Genomic DNA, 15,947 nt, shown 5'->3' on the forward strand with positions numbered 1-15,947 from the left:
GTTGGGGGGGGTTGTGGGGGGGGGGGGGGCTGTGGCGGCCGGGCCCGCGTTCGGGGTCCGCGGGGCCGTTACCCCTGAACAGGGGGGGGGGGCCCCCCCCCGGGGGCGCCCCCACCGCTTGTCGTGTGCCGGCCGGGCCGGCGTGTTGTCCGAGTGGTTACCAGCGGTACCAGCGGCCGCGTCCGCCTGCCGATGTCGTGCCGCGCGCGACGAAGCCGAGCAGCCACACGACGAGCACGATGACGGCTGCCCACCAGAGCGCCTTCAGTGCGAACCCGGCGCCGAACAGGATCAGGGCGAGCAGAAGGACCAGCAGAAGCGGGGCCATGGGTCAACCTCCTCGACTCGGTGATGTGCTCGCTCTTGTGCCCCGGGACCGCAAAGGTATGTACCGGTTCGCGGCGTTGCGTCCACTGGACCGACGTTCCGTCAGAAGGCCTTGCGCAGTGCCGGCAGCAGGGTCTGTTCCGCCCAGTCCAGGAAGGCGGGCTGGCTGTCCCCGCCCACCTGCACCAGGGCGACCTCGCCGAACCCGGCGTCGACGAAGGGCCGTACGGCCTCGACGAAGTCCTCGACCCGGTCGCCACAGGGGATCGCCTCGGCGACGTCCTCGGGGCGCACGAACTGGGCGGCCGCCGCGAACCCGGCGGTGCCCGGCAGTTCGGCGTTGACCTTCCAGCCGCCGCCGAACCAGCGGAACTGCTCGTGGGCGCGGCGTACGGCCGCGTCCCGGTCGCGGTCCCAGCACACCGGCAGCTGGCCCACCGCGGGCTTGCCGGCGCCCCCGTGCTCCGCGAAGCCGGAGACCAGTCCCGCGTCGGGCTCGACGGCGATCGCGAGGTCGGCGAGCCGCCCGGCCAGGGCGCACGAGACCGGCCCCGACACCGCCATCCCGATCGGCGGCGGCCGGTCCGGGAGGTCCCACAGTCGGGCGCCGACCACGTCGAAGTGCTTCCCGTGCCGGGTCACGTACCCGCCCTCGAACAGCGCGCGGATGATCTCCACGGCCTCGGCGAACATCTCCAGTCGCACCGACGCCGCCGGCCAACCCCGGCCCACCACGTGCTCGTTGAGGTTCTCCCCGCTGCCGAGACCCAGCCGGAAGCGCCCCTCGGACAGCAGTTGGACCGTCGCGGCCTTCTGCGCCACCACCGCGGGGTGGTAGCGGAAGGTCGGGCAGGTCACGTACGTCATCAGCGGGATGCGGGAGGTGGCCTGGGCGGCCGCTCCCAACACCGCCCAGGCGTACGGAGCGTGACCCTGCTCGTCCAGCCACGGGAAGTAGTGGTCCGAGACCACCGAGAAGTCGAAGCCCGCCCGTTCGGCGTGCACCACGTCGCAGACCAGGTCCCGCGGGGCCCGCTGCTCCGTCATCATCGTGTATCCGATCTTCACCATGACCCGCGTCTGCCCCGAGAAGGCCGACGTCCACCCCCTCAGCCGGTCTTCGTTCGATCACACGAACACCCGACGGGAGCGGAGCGGTGGCATCACCCGGACCTCAGCCGCCGGACCCGCCGTGGCCGGGGCCGGTGGGCGGCTCCTCGTGCGAGCCCGGGCCCGCGCCGTCGGGGGTGCGCCAGGAGTCGGCGCGCTCGGCGGCCGCGCCCTCGGCGGGCTTCGGTGGCCGGCGGCGGAGCAGGCGGTGGCTGCCCCAGGCGAAGGCGCCGATGAGCAGCACGGCGATGACCAGTGCGGGCACCAGGACGCCCGCCGCCGAGGGGCCGGCGGCCGCCGTGGTGGGGAGCGAGTGCGTGATCAAGGTTCGCGTTCCTTTCCTGTCTCCGACGTTCGTCCGGTTGCCGTTCCACGGCGCTGCGGTCCCGGGGAGGGGGCAAGCCGGACCGGGACCGCCGCGGGCGTTCGTCTACCCCGCAGGTGCGGGCACATTCACCGACCGTGAGCGCCGCCCGGGGTCGGCCGACGGGCCGGGGGTTTTCCGCGGCGCAAGCGGGGGAAGCCGCCGAAACGTACGTCGCCCGGCCGGTCGTTCGTGTTCGTCCCGGACGCCTCGGGGGCCGTCCGCCTGCGTGCGGGCACGGCTTCCCGGCGAGGCCGAACCGCCGGGCGGCGGTCGCCATCACCCCACGGATGCCGGACGACGGCTCCTCGACCCGGAAGGAACTCAGCAATGGGCATCGTCATCAGCAGCCCTCTGCCGGACAACGACCGCAAGACGACCGGGGAGGCACTGCAGGGCGCCCTGGTCGACCTGCTGGACCTCTCCCTGGTGGCCAAGCAGGCGCACTGGAACCTCTACGGACCCCGGTTCCGCTCCGTTCACCTGCAGCTCGACGAAGTGGTCACCACCGCGCGCAACTTCGCCGACGACGTGGCCGAACGCGCCGCCGCGATCGGGGTGAGCCCGGACGGCCGGGCCGCCACGGTGGCCTCCTCCAGCGGCCTGCCCGAGTTCCCCGAGGGCTGGACGGCCGACACGGCGGTCATCGACCACCTGGTGAAGGCGTTCGGGGCAGTGATCGAGCGGATGCGGACCCGCATCGACGAGACCGAATCGGCGGACCCGGTCACCCAGGACCTCCTGATCGGACTCACGGCCGCGCTGGAGAAGCACAGTTGGATGTTCCAGGCGGAGAGCCGGGGCTGACGCCGACGGGCCGCGCGCCGGCCCGTCAGGCAGATCGACGCCGTGGCAGCCGGCTCAGGCCGGGTGCCCGGCGTCGATGTCCGCCACGTCGCGGAACGACAGCACAGGCGTCGCCGACCCCGGAGCGCGGACGTGCAGCGGCTCCAGCAGGAACCCGGTGTGGTCGCCCCAGTCGACCCGGTCCAGCACCCCGCCGACGAACCAGGCCGGTGCCGCGTCCAGGACCGGGACGCCCTCCGGCCCGCGGTGCCAGGCCGTCCCGGCGAACTTGTCGCACTCGTCACCGGTCCGGCCGCCGAACAGCTCGGCCAGCCGGTGGTCGGGAGGCAGCAGGTGCACCCCGAGCGCGTGCGCGCGCAGCGCGACGGCGTGGGTGTGGTTCGCCTTCGACAACCACACCGTGAACCGCGCCGGATCGATCGAGCACTGCCCGGCGAAGCCCACCAGGCAGCCGGCCGGCTCCGGCGCGGCCGCCGTCACGACGTACACCGGGTAGTCCAGCAGGCCCGCGAACGCGTCGAAGCCGGTCACCGTCATCGTTCAGGCCTCCGTCCGTACGGCGCTCAGCGGCGTGGCCAGTGATTCCAGGCTGCGCCGCTCGGCCTTGACCCCGATGGCGGCCTCGACCAGGCCGGCGACGGTCATGAGGCCGGCGCCGATGCAGAAGGCGAGGGTGGTGTCGGAGACCTTGCCGCTGCTGACGAGCCCGTTGAAGAGCAGCGGGCCGCTGATGCCGCCGACCGCGGTGCCCACGGCGTAGAAGAAGGCGATGCACAGGGCGCGGGTCTCCAGCGGGAAGATCTCGCTGACCGTCAGGTAGGCCGAACTGGCGCCCGCCGAGGCGAGGAAGAGGACGGCCGTCCAGCAGCCGGTCATGGTGGTGGCGGAGAGCGAGCCGTGCTGGAAGAGGGCGGCGGTGGCGAAGAGCAGGAGGCCGGAGCCGATGTAGGTGCCGGCGATCATCGGCTTGCGGCCGATCGAGTCGAAGAGGTGGCCGAGCAGCAGCGGGCCGAGGAAGTTGCCGACCGCGATCACCGCGAAGTAGTAGCCGGTGTCGCCCTCGGGGACGGCGAAGTACGTGGTCAGGATGGTGGCGTAGCCGAAGGTCACCGCGTTGTAGAGGAAGGCCTGGCCGATGAACAGCGCGAAGCCCAGCGCGGTGCGGCGCGGGTAGCGGGAGACGACGGTGCGGGCGATGGTGACGAACCCCAGTGGTTGGCGCGCGCGGATCCGGATGGGCTTCTCCTCGACGGGCGGCAGGGGCTCGCCGGTCTCCCGTTCCACCGTCCGCTCCGCCTCCGCCACGATCTGCTCGGCCTCGTCGGCCCGGCCGTGGGTGAACAGCCAGCGCGGGCTCTCCGGGACGTGCCGGCGGACGAGCAGGATGACCAGGCCGAGGACGACACCGATGCCGAAGGCGAGCCGCCAGCCCACGGCGGTGGCGAAGAGCGAGGTGTCGAGCAGCGCGATCGAGGCGAAGGCCCCGAGGGCGGCGCCGACCCAGAAGCTGCCGTTGATGACCAGGTCGATCCGGCCGCGCACCCGGGCCGGGATCAGCTCGTCGATGGCGGAGTTGATCGCGGCGTACTCGCCGCCGATGCCGAAGCCGGTGAAGAAGCGGCAGAGGAAGAAGAACCAGGCCGTCCAGGAGAGCGAGGTGACGGCGGTGGCGGCCAGATAGACGGCGAGGGTGAGCATGAAGAGCTTCTTGCGGCCTAGCCGGTCGGTCAGCCAGCCGAAGAACAGCGCCCCGCTGCACGCGCCGGCCACGTAGACGGCGGCCGCGATGGTGGTCACCTGGGCGGTGGTGATGCTGATGCCGCTGCCGTTCTGGGCGAGCCGTCCGGCCATGTTTCCGACGATCGTCACCTCCAGGCCGTCCAGGATCCAGACGGTGCCCAGTCCGATGACGATCCGCCAGTGCCAGCGTGACCAGGGCAGCCGGTCGAGGCGGGCGGGGACGTCGGTGGTGATCACGTCGCGATCCGGTTCCCGTGTCTGTCCGGACGGCTTCGCAAGGTCGGCCATGGGGTCCTCCTCGTCCTGGGGTCGGTGATCGGTCCGCGTCTGCCCGGTTCTGCGGAGCCCAAGCCGGTCGGCGGGCCGGTGGAGCGGGCCGTTAGAGCGGGCCGAGGGCGGGTAGGCGCGGGCGTCGGGACGTCGGTGCCGTGGGCCACCGTCCGTGACCCCGTGGAGGAGGACGAGCATGAACACGACGACGCACGGTGACGCCGAACAGGGTGTGGGCGACGCTGCCCGTCGCCTCACCGAGTCCACCGCGAACCTGGTCCGCCAGGAGGTCGACCGCGTCCGGGACGAACTGACCGCGACCGTACGGCAGGCCGGCCTCGGGGCGGGGCTGCTGGCCGGCGCCGGGGTGTGCGGCGTCCTGGGCCTGGCGTCGGTGCACACCGTGCTGCTGAGGACCTTCGAGCGCAGGCTCCCGCCGAGGGCGGCGGCCGCCACGCTCACCGTGCTCTACCTCGCCGGCGCCGCCGCCCTGCTGCCCGTCGCACGCGAGCGACTCGACCGGGCCCGCCGCCGGGGAGCCGGAGCGCTCGACCAGGCGCACGCCGACCTCGACGAGTCCGTGGCGGCGGAGCGGCCGTCGGCCGCCGGTACCGAGCCGCCCGTCGTACCGCCGGAAGGCCCGGTGCCGCCCGGCGACGGGCAGAGTGGCTGAAGAGCTCTTGAAAAAAGGCCGTGGAACCGTTGAACGGGCCGGAACCGTCCGTCTCGGCGGATCAGGCGGCGGTGTCGGCTTCCGTGCCCGGGATCTGACGGGGCCCGTCCGCCGGTGGGCCGACGGCGGCTGCCCCGAGACGGACCAGGAGGGTGCGCAGCTGACGCGAGGCCTCCTCGGCGTCGGCCAGTTCACCGGGGGTGGGCACGGTCGTGCCGAAGGACCGCCGTGGGTCCGCGGGCAGGGACCGCCAGTACAGGACGGGCGCGAGGACGGTGCTCGCCCGCGCGAGGAACCACGCCAACTGTCCGTGGGTGCGGGCGACGCCGATGGCGAGGACGGCCAGGACCTCGCGGAGGTGCTCCAGGCGGTCGAGGACCGGCAGCCGCTCCTGCGCGGGCGCGGCGCCGACCGAATCCGCGATGCCCTCGGCGGCGCGTTCGGCAAGCACCGCGTCCTGCGTAGTGAACTCCCAGACCCCGTCGAGGAGTTGCAGTTCGACCTCGGCGGCGAGCCGCTCCACTCGGGTGCACATCAGGGAACCCGGGCCGGATGCCGGGGCGGGCGGATTCGGGTGCGAGGTCATGCGGTCCCTTCCGGTGGAGTACAGCGTTCCGGAACACGGCAACGGGGACACGGTGTTGCTCCAGCGTGGTGGGCCGTGACGCCCGCCCGCAGCGACCGGGACGAAGAACCCGGCCCCGGGCAGTCAGCCGAGCGAAACCGGCCGGCCGTTGCGGATGCGGGAGCCGCCGGTTCCGCGGCGGCCACCCGTACGGGAACCGACGCATGGACGGCCCCGATCCGGTAAGACGCCGGGGCGGCGGCCGACCGACCGTCGCGCAGGAGCAGCCCGCACCGGACGGCCGGGCGGGAAGGAGAGATCATGACCGTGCGCGCCCGCGCGCTGGAGGGCCTCGCCGCCGGAGCGGCCGGAACCACCGCGCTCAACGCCGTCACCTACCTCGACATGGCCGTTCGCGGCAGGCCCGCCAGCGAGGCCCCGCAGGAGGCCGTCGAGACCCTGTCCGACCGGACGGGAGTGTCCGTCCCCGGCGGCCACGAGGAACGCGGCAACCGGATCGCAGGGTTGGGCCCGCTGCTCGGACTGGGCACCGGACTGGCCGTGGGCCTGGGCATCGGCGTCCTGACCGCCGCGGTCAGGGCCCCCACCAGCAGGGCCGGCGCCTGCGTCGTCGCCCTCGGCGCCACGGCGGCGGCACTGGCCGCCTCCGACGCCCCGATGGCCGCGCTCGGCATCAGCGACCCCAAGGAGTGGGAGCCCGCCGACTGGGCCGCCGACATCGTCCCGCACCTCGCCTACGGTGCCGCCACCGCCGCCGTCCTGCTCACCCTCCGCCGCGCCCGGCGCTGACCCGCCCCTCGCCCGACGCGGCGAAGGCGTGACAACGCCGCCGAAACGATGCGCAAACGATGCGACTCGCGACACCGCCCGCGGCTGCGTGAGAGTCGGACCGTGCAGGCAATCACCGAGCGGTCGCCCCTCCACCGGACGGCCCCCAGGCCCGCCGCGCCCGGCGGACCGCTTCCCGCCGCGCGCGCGTCGGCCGACCGGGCCCCGGAAGCCCGTCGTAGGCTCACCGACGTGACCGCCCCGCCCGCTCCCGCCCCGGCCGGACTGACCACCGGAGCCCTCGGCCGGCGGCTCGGCGTCTCGCCCACCACCATCCGGTCCTGGGAACGCCGTTACGGCATCGGCCCCGCCCACCGCGACCCCGGGCGGCACCGGCGGTGGGAGCCTGCCGACGTGGCCGTCCTGGAGGAGATGTGTCGGCTCATGGCGCGGGGAGTCACCCCCGCCGAAGCCGCGCGCGTCGCCCTCGCGGGCGCCGGATCCGCCCTCTCGCCGGCTCGGACCGGAACGGCCTCCGGCGGCAACACCCTGCGGGTGGGCGCCGTACGGCCCGAGTGCCGGGGCCTGGCCCGCGCCGCCGTACGGCTCGACGCCCCCGAGATGGCCCTGATCCTGCGCCGCAACCTCGACGAGCTCGGACCGGTCACCGCCTGGACGGAGGTGATGACCCCGGCGCTGCGGGCGGTCGGGCGCAAGTGGGCCACCGAGGGCGAACGCTACGTCGAGGTGGAGCACCTGCTGTCCTGGCACGTCTCCGCCGCCCTGCGCCGGGCCGCCGAGCAGCTGCGGCCGCAGGCCGGCCCGGCCGCGTTGCTCGCCGGCATGCCGACGGAACTGCACACCCTGGCGCTGGAGGCGCTCGCCGCCGCCCTGGCCGAGCGCGGCCTCCCGTTCCGGATGTTCGGCGCGGCCCTGCCACCCGACGCCCTGCTCGAAGCCGTCCGCCGGACGGGCCCGCCGGCGGTGCTGCTCTGGTCGCAGGTCACCGGGACCGCCGACCGGGCGCTGGTCGAGCGGGTCGTCCGCACCGCCTGGGGCCCGCAGGGCGCGCGCACCCGACCCGTGGTGCTGGTCGCCGGACCGGGCTGGGCCGGACCCCGCCGCCCTCCCGGCACCCTGCGCCCCCGGGACCTCGCCACCGCGCTCCACCAGCTGGAGGGGCTGCTGCGCTGATCCGCCGCAGGGCAGGCCCTCGGCACCCGACCCCCGGAAGGAGCGGAACACCGTGGACGAGCGAACCCGGACCGGAAAACTCTGCCTGGTCACCGGCGCCACCGGCTACATCGGCGGACGGCTGGTCCCCGAACTGCTCTCCGCCGGGCACCGGGTGCGCTGCCTGGTCCGGGACCAGCGCCGGCTGCGCGACCAGCCGTGGCGCGGCCGGGTGACGGCCGCCACCGGCGACGTCACCCGGCCTGCGACCCTGGACGGCGCCTTCGACGGCGTCGACGTCGCCTACTACCTGGTGCACTCCCTCGGCACCGGGCCGGACTTCGAGGACACCGACCGCCGCGCCGCCCGGGCCTTCGCCCGCGCGGCAGCCCGGGCCGGGGTCCGCCGGATCGTCTACCTCAGCGGGCTGCTGCCCGCCGGGGTGCCCGAGGCCGAGCTCTCGCCGCACCTGCGCTCGCGCGCCGAGGTCGGCCGGGTCCTGCGCTCCGCCGGCGTACCGACCGCCGAACTGCGGGCCGCCGTCATCATCGGCTCCGGCTCCGCCTCCTTCGAGATGCTCCGCTACCTGACCGAACGCCTGCCCGCCATGGTCACCCCGCGCTGGGTCAACACCCGGATCCAGCCGATCGCCGTCCGCGACGTGCTCCGCTACCTGGTCGCCGCCGCCTCGCTGCCGCCGGAGGTCGACCGGGCCTTCGACATCGGCGGACCGGACGTGCTGACCTACCGGCTGATGATGCAGCGCTACGCGAAGGTGGCCGGCCTGCCCCGGCGGCTGATCGTGCCGGTGCCCGTCCTGACCCCGGCGCTGTCCAGCTACTGGGTCGCCCTGGTCACCCCGGTGCCCGGTCCGCTCGCCCGCCCGCTGGTGGAGTCGCTGCGGCACGAGGTGGTCTGCGGAGAGCACGACATCGCCCACTGGATCCCGGACCCGCCGCAGGGACTGACCGGCTTCGACCGCGCCGTCGAACTCGCCCTGCGCCGCATCCGCGAAGCCCGGGTCACCACCCGCTGGTCCTCCGCCTCGCTCCCCGGCGCCCCCAGCGACCCGCTGCCGACCGACCCGGACTGGGCGGGCGGCAGCCTCTACCAGGACCTACGGGAACGGCGGGTGGCGGCGGACCCGGCCGCCGTGTGGCGGGTCGTCGAGGGCGTCGGGGGTGAGAACGGCTGGTACTCCCTGCCGTTCGCCTGGGCGCTGCGCGGCACCCTCGACCGGCTGGCCGGCGGCGTCGGGCTGCGCCGCGGCCGACGCGACCGGGACCACCTCCGGGTCGGCGACGCCCTGGACTTCTGGCGGGTGGAGGAGATCGAGCCCGGGCGGCTGCTGCGGCTGCGGGCCGAGATGCGCCTGCCGGGCCTGGCCTGGCTGGAACTGCGGGTCGCCCCCGACGGCGCCGGCGGGACGTGCTACCGCCAGCGCGCGCTGTTCCACCCGCACGGACTGGCCGGCCACGCCTACTGGTGGTCGGTGGCGCCGTTCCACTCCCTGGTGTTCGGCGCGATGGCGCGCAACATCACCGAACGCGCCCGAGCGGCCGCCGCGCCCCGCGGCACCCCGACCACCCCGACCGCATCCGCTCCGAGGGCCCATCCATGACCGTATCGATCGCCCTGTTCACCCAGGACCTGCGCCTGCACGACAACCCCGTGCTGCACGCCGCCCGCGACGCCGCCGACCAGGTGGTGCCGCTGTTCGTCGTCGACCCGGCCGTGGAGGCGGCCGGGTTCACGGCCCCGAACCGGACGGCCTTCCTGGCCGACTGCCTCGTCGACCTGGACGCCGGGCTGCGCGGCACCGGTTCGCGCCTGATCGTCCGCCGCGGCGCGACCGCCGAAGAGACGGCCCGGGTCGCCGCCGAGAGCGGCGCCGCCACCGTGCACGTCGCCGCCGGGGTCAGCGCCTTCGCCCGCCGGCGCGAGGCGGCGCTGCTCGACCTGTTCGGGGAGCGCCTGCACGTCCACGACGCCTCGGTGACGGTGGTCCCCGCCGGTCGGGTCGCCCCGGCGGGCCGGGACCACTACGCGGTCTTCACCCCGTACCACCGGGCCTGGCAGCAGGCGCCCCACCGCACGGTGCTCGGCGCGCCGAGGGTGGTCCGCACGCCGGAGGGCATCGGCAGCGAGAGCCTCGCGGTCACCGGCCCGCTCTCCCCGGCCCTGCCCCGCGGCGGGGAGAGCGCGGCCCGGGAACGCTGGCAGCGCTGGGACCTGGACGGCTACGCCGAGGGGCACGACGACCTCGCGGGCGACTCCACCTCCCGGCTCTCCCCGTACCTGCACTTCGGCTGCCTGTCACCCACCGAACTGACCGCCCGCGCCCTGCGGCACGGCGGCGAAGGCGCGCAGGCCTTCGTCCGGCAGCTGGCCTGGCGGGACTTCCACCACCAGGTCCTCGCCGCCCGCCCCGACGCCGCCCACCGCGACTACCGCCCACGGCACGACCGCTGGCACCACGACGAACACGAGGCCGAAGCCTGGCGCCAGGGCCGCACCGGCTACCCGATCGTCGACGCCGGGATGCGCCAACTCGCCCACCAGGGCTGGATGCACAACCGCGCCCGGCTGCTGACCGCGAGCTTCCTCGCCAAGTCCCTCTACCTGGACTGGCGGATCGGCGCCGCCCACTTCCTCACCCTGCTGGTCGACGGCGACATCGCGAACAACCAGCTCAACTGGCAATGGGTCGCCGGCACCGGCACCGACACCCGCCCCAACCGGGTCCTCAACCCGCTGCGCCAGGCCGAGCGCTACGACCCCGACGGGAACTACGTACGCCGCTGGGTGCCGGAACTCGCCCACCTGCCCGGGCGCGCCGTCCACCGCCCCTGGGCGCTCGCCCCCGACTACCCGGCCCCGCTCATCGACCCCGACACCCTCTCCGCCCGCCTGCGCCGCGCCCGCGGCCTGGACTGAGGACGCCCGCCGCACCACGCCCGTGCCGCACCGTCAGGCGGAACCCGGCCACGGGCGCGCGCTCCCGAACCCGTCGCGCGCCTGCCGAGGGCGCTGGTCCGCAGAGTGATCAGCGCCCCTTCGAGTCCTCTGCCCCTGGCCGTTTCCGCGGGTCAGACGCCCGGGTCGGTGGTGAGGAGGGCGGTGACCTCCTTGGCGAGCTGGGGCCCGAGTTCGCCCCAGCCCTCCTTGTAGCCGTAGACGCCGGAGAGGCTGCGGGCCTCGTAGTCGCCGTTCATGATCTCGATGTCGTCGGCGGTGATGAGGCCCGGGTGGGCGACGCCGACGGCGGAGGAGACCTTGAGCAGTTCCCTGCGGAGGGTGCGCAGGTAGACGGCGGCACGGGTGGACTTGGAAGCCGGGTCGAGGCCGCGGGCCAGCCAGGGGTTCTGGGTGGCGATCCCGGTGGGGCACTTGTCGGTGTGGCACTTCTGGGCCTGGATGCAGCCGATCGACAGCATGGCCTCGCGAGCCACGTTGATCATGTCGACGCCCAGGGCGAAGGCGACCGCGGCGTTCTCGGGCAGGCCGAGCTTGCCGGAGCCGATGAAGGTGACGTCGTCGGTGAGTCCCTGCTCGGCGAAGGTGCCGTAGACCCGGGAGAAGCCCATCCGGAAGGGGAGCGACACCGAGTCGGCGAACATCCGCGGCGCCGCGCCGGTGCCGCCCTCACCGCCGTCGACGGTCACGAAGTCGACGCCGCGGTCGCCGCGCGCCATGAGCGTGGCGAGCTCCTGCCAGAAGCCCATCTCGCCGACCGCGCTCTTGATGCCGACCGGCAGACCGGTCTCGGTGGCGAGCAGTTCGACGAAGTCGAGCATCGAGTCGACGTCGCCGAAGGCGGTGTGCCGCGACGGGGAGGCACAGTCCTGGCCGACCGGGATGCCGCGGATGGCGGCGATCTCCGGGGTGACCTTCGCGCCCGGCAGCATTCCGCCGAGCCCCGGCTTGGCGCCCTGGGAGAGCTTGATCTCGATCGCCCTGACCGGCGCGCCGGCGACGACCTGCTTGAGCTTGTCGAGGTTGAAGCTGCCGTCCTCGTTGCGGCAGCCGAAGTAGGCGGTGCCGAGCTGGAGGACGAGGTCACCGCCCTGGCGGTGGTACGGGGAGAGGCCGCCCTCGCCGGTGTTGTGCATGGCCCCGGCCTCCGCGGCGCCCTTGTTGAGCGCCCTGATGGCCGCGCCGGAGAGCGAGCCGAAGCTCATCGCCGATATGTTCACCACGCTCGCCGGGCGGAACGCCCCGGCGCGCCCGCGCGGTCCGCCCAGGACCTTGGCGGAGGGCAGCGGGGCCTGCGGGTCGTGTAGGTCGGGCAGCGCGTCGGCGAAGGTGCGCTGCTTGACGTACGCGTGCCCCTGGACGTGCTCGACGTCGACCTCGGTGCCGAACCCGGAGTAGTTGTTCTCCTCCTTGGCCGACGCGTAGATCCAGGTGCGCTGGTCGCGGCTGAACGGGCGCTCCTCCTCGTTGGAGGTCACGATGTACTGCCGCAGTTCAGGCCCGATCGTCTCCAGCAGGTAGCGGGCGTGTCCGAGCACCGGGAAGTTCCGGAGCAGCGCGTGCTTCTTCTGGACGAGGTCGCGGGCGGCCAGAAGCGCCACCGCTGTCGCGGCGGCCGCGCCGATCTTCCGGGCTTTCATGGAGGTTCCTCCTGGTGGGCGGCTCCATCGCCGTCGGTGGAGTCGTCGTGTCGTGCGTCGGGTGGTGCAGGACGTGGAGCGGCGGGCACCAGGCCGGTCGGGCATCGGGGTCCGTCGGAGAATGCGCACTGATCGTAAGAGGCCCCCCTGACCGCTCTGAGGTCAGGGGGGCCTTCGGGGCCACGCGGGGGCTGCGCGGGCCCGGCGGCCGGGTCGGGGCCACCGCCCGCACCAGCTGCTGCGCGTGCCGGGCCGCCGTCAACTGCCGTCGGCTCAGCGGCCCTCCGCTCGCCGCAACTCCGGCGGATCACCGGGCAGGGGAGTCGAGGAGTACGCTCCCAGGCCCAAGGCCCTTTCGAGCTCCTCGATCCGCTCGGCCGCCGTGGGCGTCGGCACCACGCCCCGACGCGGAGCGGGCCGGCAGAGCACCAGCCCGGCCACGACGCGCCTGAGCACCAGGGCCGGGACCGCGACGACCCAGCACAGTCCCGACATCAGGGCCACCGCCTCGGCCTGTGCCCGTTCCTGCTCCTCGAACCGCTCCTCGACCCACTCGGCGGGCCCTCCCCTTCTGCTGGCGACGAACCCGGCCCGTGATCGTCTGAAGACCGTCCGAGCCGTCAGCCCGGCGACGACTCCGTACGCTGTGAGCGTGACGAGGAACAGCCACGGCACCACCGGTCACCTCCTCCATCCCCGTCCGTGTCGTTGACGTGTCACCCCGCCTGCCCGGAACGGGCCGGTTGCTAACAAAACGGGCACCGGCGCCGTCACCGGTCCCGGGATCCGGGCTCGACGGGCACCGGCGTGATTGGGACTCCGGAATCCGGCTACACGGACCAGCGACATGTTTCCGGCCGATAAGAGGAAGGTCGCTTCTGATGGCGGACGTATCGCGCTTGCCCGGGGCCTACGACCACTACTGGGACTGGCAGTTGGAGGCTGCCTGCCGCCGGGTGGAGAACAGCCTCTTCTTCCATCCCGCCGGTGAGCGGGGCGCCGCGCACAAGGCGCGCGACGAAGCGGCGAAGGCGGTCTGCGCCAGGTGCCCGGTCCGTACGGAGTGCCGGCGCCACGCGCTCGAAACGCGCGAACCCTACGGGGTGTGGGGCGGGTTGAGCGAGGAGGAGCGGGAACTGCTGCTCAGGCCCGTACGCCACCGGCGGGTGGCCTGACCCGACCCGCGGCCGACGGGCTCCTCACCCGGTCCTGAGGCGCCGGTGGGTTCTCCGGACGATCTCGTGCCAGAACGGCGCGGCGGACAGGTAGGCCCCGAGCGCGGCGAGCACGCCGAACGACAGGTCGACGCTCACCCGGCCCTGCTTGGCCCAGTAGACGTCCTGCAGGTCCAGCAGCAGGGCGAACTCGTCGGTGATCAGGGCCGCGCCCGCGCCGTAGACGGCGGCCACCGCCGGATGGCCGACGGCCGGCTCGTCGCCGCGGACGGCCACCAGGCCGACCCCGGCCAGCGCCGCGATGCCGATGTTGTAGTGGTGCAGGTGCTTCCCGCCGGCCGAGACGTTGCCCCAGGGCAGCCAGCCGCCCCTGATCCCGTGGGTGATGAAGCGGACCGTGCCGAAGGTGGTGCCGAACGCCGCCCACATCACCACCAGTGACCGCTTGGTCGGCGTCAGGTGCTGATCCGCCGCCCGCCGCCAGTCCTCCGCCAGCCGCGCGATCGCCACTGTTGCCATGCCGTCGACCTCCTGAGCACCGTCCGACCCCCACGGGCGACGCTAGCCGAAGTGCCGGCCGCCCACCCGGTGGACCACCCAGGCGTGCCGTCCGGAGGGCCGGGTATCCGAACACGCATGGGAGTCTTTCGCAGAGGGGGCCGCCGCTCCGAGCGACCGGGGCCTCCGGAGCCCGGAGCTCCGGACCCGAGCCCCCACACACCCGCGTCCACACCCGCACCCGCGAAGCCGGAGCCGGGGCTGGGCGACAGCGTCGCCGAGCTGGTCGAGCGGGCCGAGCGGCCGGTCGGGGCCTGGCCGGCCGTGGAGACGCCCGTCGAGCGGGGCCGGGCCCGGGCACTGACCGCGAAGGTCACCCGGTTGCTGGGCAGCGGCGGCCGGGGCGCGGTCCTCGGGGGCAAGGTCCTCACCGAGCAGTTGGTGCGCGCCGCCCCGCGGATCCCCATCCGCGACCTCGCCACCCTGCGTGCCCAGCACCCCGGCGCAGAGGACCCGGAGCGCCTGGCCGACCTGCTGGTCGCCGGCGCCACCCGGGCCTCCGGCACGCTCGGCGCGGGCGTCGGAGCGGTCGCGATGCTGCCCGCGCCGCCCGCGATACCGGTGGAGATCGCGGCCGAGACGCTTGCCGTGGCGGCCGTGGAGATCAAGCTGATCGCCGAGCTGCACGAGGTCTACGGCGTTCCGGTACGGGGCAGCGGCACCCAGCGGACCGCGGCCTACCTGGCCGCCTGGGCCAACCGCCGGGGGATCGACGCGAACCTGCTGGTCCGTCCGGCGGGTCTCACGGCACTCGCCCTCGGCTCGGAGGTGCGCCAGCAGGTGCGCCGCCGGCTCAGCCGCAGCTGGATACGCCGACTCCCGTCGGCGGCCCCGCTGCTCCTCGGCGCCGGCATCGGCGCGACGGTCAACCGGCGCGACACCCGGCGGCTGGCCGACCAGGTCCGCCGCGACCTGCGCAGTCACCGGCCGGCCGACGGGGGCTACTGGACCGCGGCCGGCCGAGGCTGACGGCCGGGCCCGGATCCGCCGGACACCGCGCCCTCGGAACGCCGCCGTGGGGGGGGGCCCCCCCCGCGGGCGGGGGGGCGCCCCCCGCCGCGCCCCCCCGGCGCCCCCGCGCGCGGTCCGCCGGGGGGGGGGGGCCGCCCGGGCGGCCGCGGGGGGGGGCCCCCCCCCGGCGGCCTCCGGCGTTACGAGGACTTGCCGCGCCCCGTGATGAGGTCGCGGGCGCGGTCCACCAGGCCGGTACCGGCCGCGAGCAGCTTGTTGTCGGGCGCGTTCGGGTGAGGGCGGGTGGGCGCGAGCTTCTTCGCCCGCCGGACCTGGTCACCGAGCTCGTCCAGCTGCTCGGCCGAGCAGACGCCGGCCAGGGCCGGGAAGAGGTTCTGCTCCTCGTCACGGATGTGCGCCGAGACCTCGTCGATGATCCGGTCGACCAGGATGCCGAACCGGGCGTCGCCGCAGTCCACGTCTTCGAGGTCCTTGAGGAGCTTCTCGACGGTCGCGTGGTCGGCGACCTCCTTGTCCGCGAGCTCCTCACCGCCGGGCACGTGTTCACGCACCGCCGGGTACAGGTACTGCTCCTCGGCCACCGAGTGGCGCACCAGCTCGATGGTGAACTCGTTCGCCACCTCGCGGCGCCGCTCGTCGCCCGCCGGCAGTGCCTGGACCCGGGCGAACATCTCCTCCACCTCGCGGTGGTCCGTCATCAGCTCGTCGATCACGTTGCCGCCGTGTCCCATTTCTCTGCTCCTTCTCGTCGCGATGGTGAGCTCGAAGCGGGCCCGCCCGGGGGCGGGCCGCCCTGGGCCTCTCGTAT

At 74.3% G+C, this 15,947-nt stretch carries 18 protein-coding genes; 8 read left to right on the plus strand and 10 right to left on the minus strand.

What is annotated here, in order from left to right; genetic code table 11:
- Window positions 1-157: 157 nt before the first annotated feature.
- The 3 genes from ACIRVF_RS03580 to ACIRVF_RS03590 all read right to left on the minus strand — a co-directional run bounded on the left by ACIRVF_RS03580 (window position 158) and on the right by ACIRVF_RS03590 (window position 1,762).
- On the minus strand, window positions 158-328 hold the full coding sequence (locus tag ACIRVF_RS03580; protein WP_402813091.1) for a hydrophobic protein: 171 nt from the start codon (window positions 326-328) through the stop codon (window positions 158-160).
- Window positions 329-429: 101 nt separating this feature from the next.
- On the minus strand, window positions 430-1,398 hold the full coding sequence (locus ACIRVF_RS03585) for an LLM class F420-dependent oxidoreductase (protein WP_402813094.1): 969 nt from the start codon (window positions 1,396-1,398) through the stop codon (window positions 430-432).
- Between the two features lie 103 nt (window positions 1,399-1,501).
- Window positions 1,502-1,762, minus strand: a complete 261-nt coding sequence (locus ACIRVF_RS03590) for a hypothetical protein (RefSeq protein WP_402813097.1) — start codon at window positions 1,760-1,762, stop codon at window positions 1,502-1,504.
- Window positions 1,763-2,131: 369 nt separating this feature from the next.
- Here ACIRVF_RS03590 and ACIRVF_RS03595 point away from each other — a divergent pair, with 369 nt between their 5' ends.
- Complete coding sequence (locus tag ACIRVF_RS03595) at window positions 2,132-2,608, plus strand: Dps family protein (RefSeq protein WP_402813100.1); 477 nt, start codon at window positions 2,132-2,134, stop codon at window positions 2,606-2,608.
- Between the two features lie 54 nt (window positions 2,609-2,662).
- On the opposite strand, the gene ACIRVF_RS03600 is transcribed toward ACIRVF_RS03595, so the two are convergent.
- Entirely contained in the window at window positions 2,663-3,145 is a 483-nt protein-coding gene (locus ACIRVF_RS03600) for a flavin reductase family protein (protein ID WP_402813102.1), read from the minus strand.
- Between the two features lie 3 nt (window positions 3,146-3,148).
- Window positions 3,149-4,636 (minus strand): MFS transporter, encoded by a 1,488-nt coding sequence (locus ACIRVF_RS03605; RefSeq protein WP_402813104.1) that lies wholly within the window; start codon window positions 4,634-4,636, stop codon window positions 3,149-3,151.
- A gap of 178 nt (window positions 4,637-4,814) precedes the next feature.
- On the opposite strand from ACIRVF_RS03605, the gene ACIRVF_RS03610 reads away from it, so the two are divergent.
- Window positions 4,815-5,291, plus strand: coding sequence for a phage holin family protein (locus ACIRVF_RS03610; RefSeq protein WP_402813106.1), 477 nt, complete (start codon window positions 4,815-4,817; stop codon window positions 5,289-5,291).
- Window positions 5,292-5,352: 61 nt separating this feature from the next.
- Here ACIRVF_RS03610 and ACIRVF_RS03615 read toward each other — a convergent pair whose 3' ends face one another.
- Complete coding sequence (locus ACIRVF_RS03615) at window positions 5,353-5,826, minus strand: hypothetical protein (protein WP_402813109.1); 474 nt, start codon at window positions 5,824-5,826, stop codon at window positions 5,353-5,355.
- Between the two features lie 351 nt (window positions 5,827-6,177).
- Here ACIRVF_RS03615 and ACIRVF_RS03620 point away from each other — a divergent pair, with 351 nt between their 5' ends.
- The 4 genes from ACIRVF_RS03620 to ACIRVF_RS03635 all read left to right on the plus strand — a co-directional run bounded on the left by ACIRVF_RS03620 (window position 6,178) and on the right by ACIRVF_RS03635 (window position 10,755).
- Window positions 6,178-6,666 (plus strand): hypothetical protein, encoded by a 489-nt coding sequence (locus ACIRVF_RS03620; RefSeq protein ID WP_402813112.1) that lies wholly within the window; start codon window positions 6,178-6,180, stop codon window positions 6,664-6,666.
- A gap of 231 nt (window positions 6,667-6,897) precedes the next feature.
- Entirely contained in the window at window positions 6,898-7,839 is a 942-nt protein-coding gene (locus tag ACIRVF_RS03625) for a MerR family transcriptional regulator (protein ID WP_402813115.1), read from the plus strand.
- A 52-nt stretch (window positions 7,840-7,891) separates the two neighbouring features.
- Window positions 7,892-9,439, plus strand: coding sequence for an SDR family oxidoreductase (locus ACIRVF_RS03630; RefSeq protein WP_402813118.1), 1,548 nt, complete (start codon window positions 7,892-7,894; stop codon window positions 9,437-9,439).
- Window positions 9,436-10,755 carry a cryptochrome/photolyase family protein gene (locus tag ACIRVF_RS03635; RefSeq protein ID WP_402813120.1) on the plus strand — a complete coding sequence of 440 codons (1,320 nt, stop codon included), beginning with the start codon at window positions 9,436-9,438 and terminating at the stop codon, window positions 10,753-10,755. The genes ACIRVF_RS03630 and ACIRVF_RS03635 overlap by 4 nt, the downstream gene beginning before the upstream one ends.
- A 152-nt stretch (window positions 10,756-10,907) precedes the next feature.
- Here the strand turns inward: ACIRVF_RS03635 and ACIRVF_RS03640 are convergent, their stop codons facing one another.
- Window positions 10,908-12,434 (minus strand): FMN-binding glutamate synthase family protein, encoded by a 1,527-nt coding sequence (locus ACIRVF_RS03640; protein ID WP_402813123.1) that lies wholly within the window; start codon window positions 12,432-12,434, stop codon window positions 10,908-10,910.
- A gap of 273 nt (window positions 12,435-12,707) precedes the next feature.
- Complete coding sequence (locus ACIRVF_RS03645) at window positions 12,708-13,112, minus strand: hypothetical protein (protein ID WP_402813126.1); 405 nt, start codon at window positions 13,110-13,112, stop codon at window positions 12,708-12,710.
- A gap of 203 nt (window positions 13,113-13,315) precedes the next feature.
- On the opposite strand from ACIRVF_RS03645, the gene ACIRVF_RS03650 reads away from it, so the two are divergent.
- Window positions 13,316-13,609 (plus strand): WhiB family transcriptional regulator, encoded by a 294-nt coding sequence (locus ACIRVF_RS03650; RefSeq protein WP_402813128.1) that lies wholly within the window; start codon window positions 13,316-13,318, stop codon window positions 13,607-13,609.
- 24 nt (window positions 13,610-13,633) lie between these two features.
- Here ACIRVF_RS03650 and ACIRVF_RS03655 read toward each other — a convergent pair whose 3' ends face one another.
- On the minus strand, window positions 13,634-14,128 hold the full coding sequence (locus ACIRVF_RS03655) for a hypothetical protein (protein WP_402813131.1): 495 nt from the start codon (window positions 14,126-14,128) through the stop codon (window positions 13,634-13,636).
- A gap of 117 nt (window positions 14,129-14,245) precedes the next feature.
- Here ACIRVF_RS03655 and ACIRVF_RS03660 point away from each other — a divergent pair, with 117 nt between their 5' ends.
- Window positions 14,246-15,136 (plus strand): hypothetical protein, encoded by an 891-nt coding sequence (locus ACIRVF_RS03660; RefSeq protein ID WP_402813133.1) that lies wholly within the window; start codon window positions 14,246-14,248, stop codon window positions 15,134-15,136.
- A gap of 182 nt (window positions 15,137-15,318) precedes the next feature.
- Here ACIRVF_RS03660 and ACIRVF_RS03665 read toward each other — a convergent pair whose 3' ends face one another.
- On the minus strand, window positions 15,319-15,870 hold the full coding sequence (locus ACIRVF_RS03665) for a hemerythrin domain-containing protein (protein ID WP_402813136.1): 552 nt from the start codon (window positions 15,868-15,870) through the stop codon (window positions 15,319-15,321).
- Window positions 15,871-15,947: the final 77 nt, after the last annotated feature.

It is taken from the genome of Kitasatospora sp. NPDC101157 (assembly GCF_044768255.1).
GTDB lineage: Bacteria > Actinomycetota > Actinomycetes > Streptomycetales > Streptomycetaceae > Kitasatospora.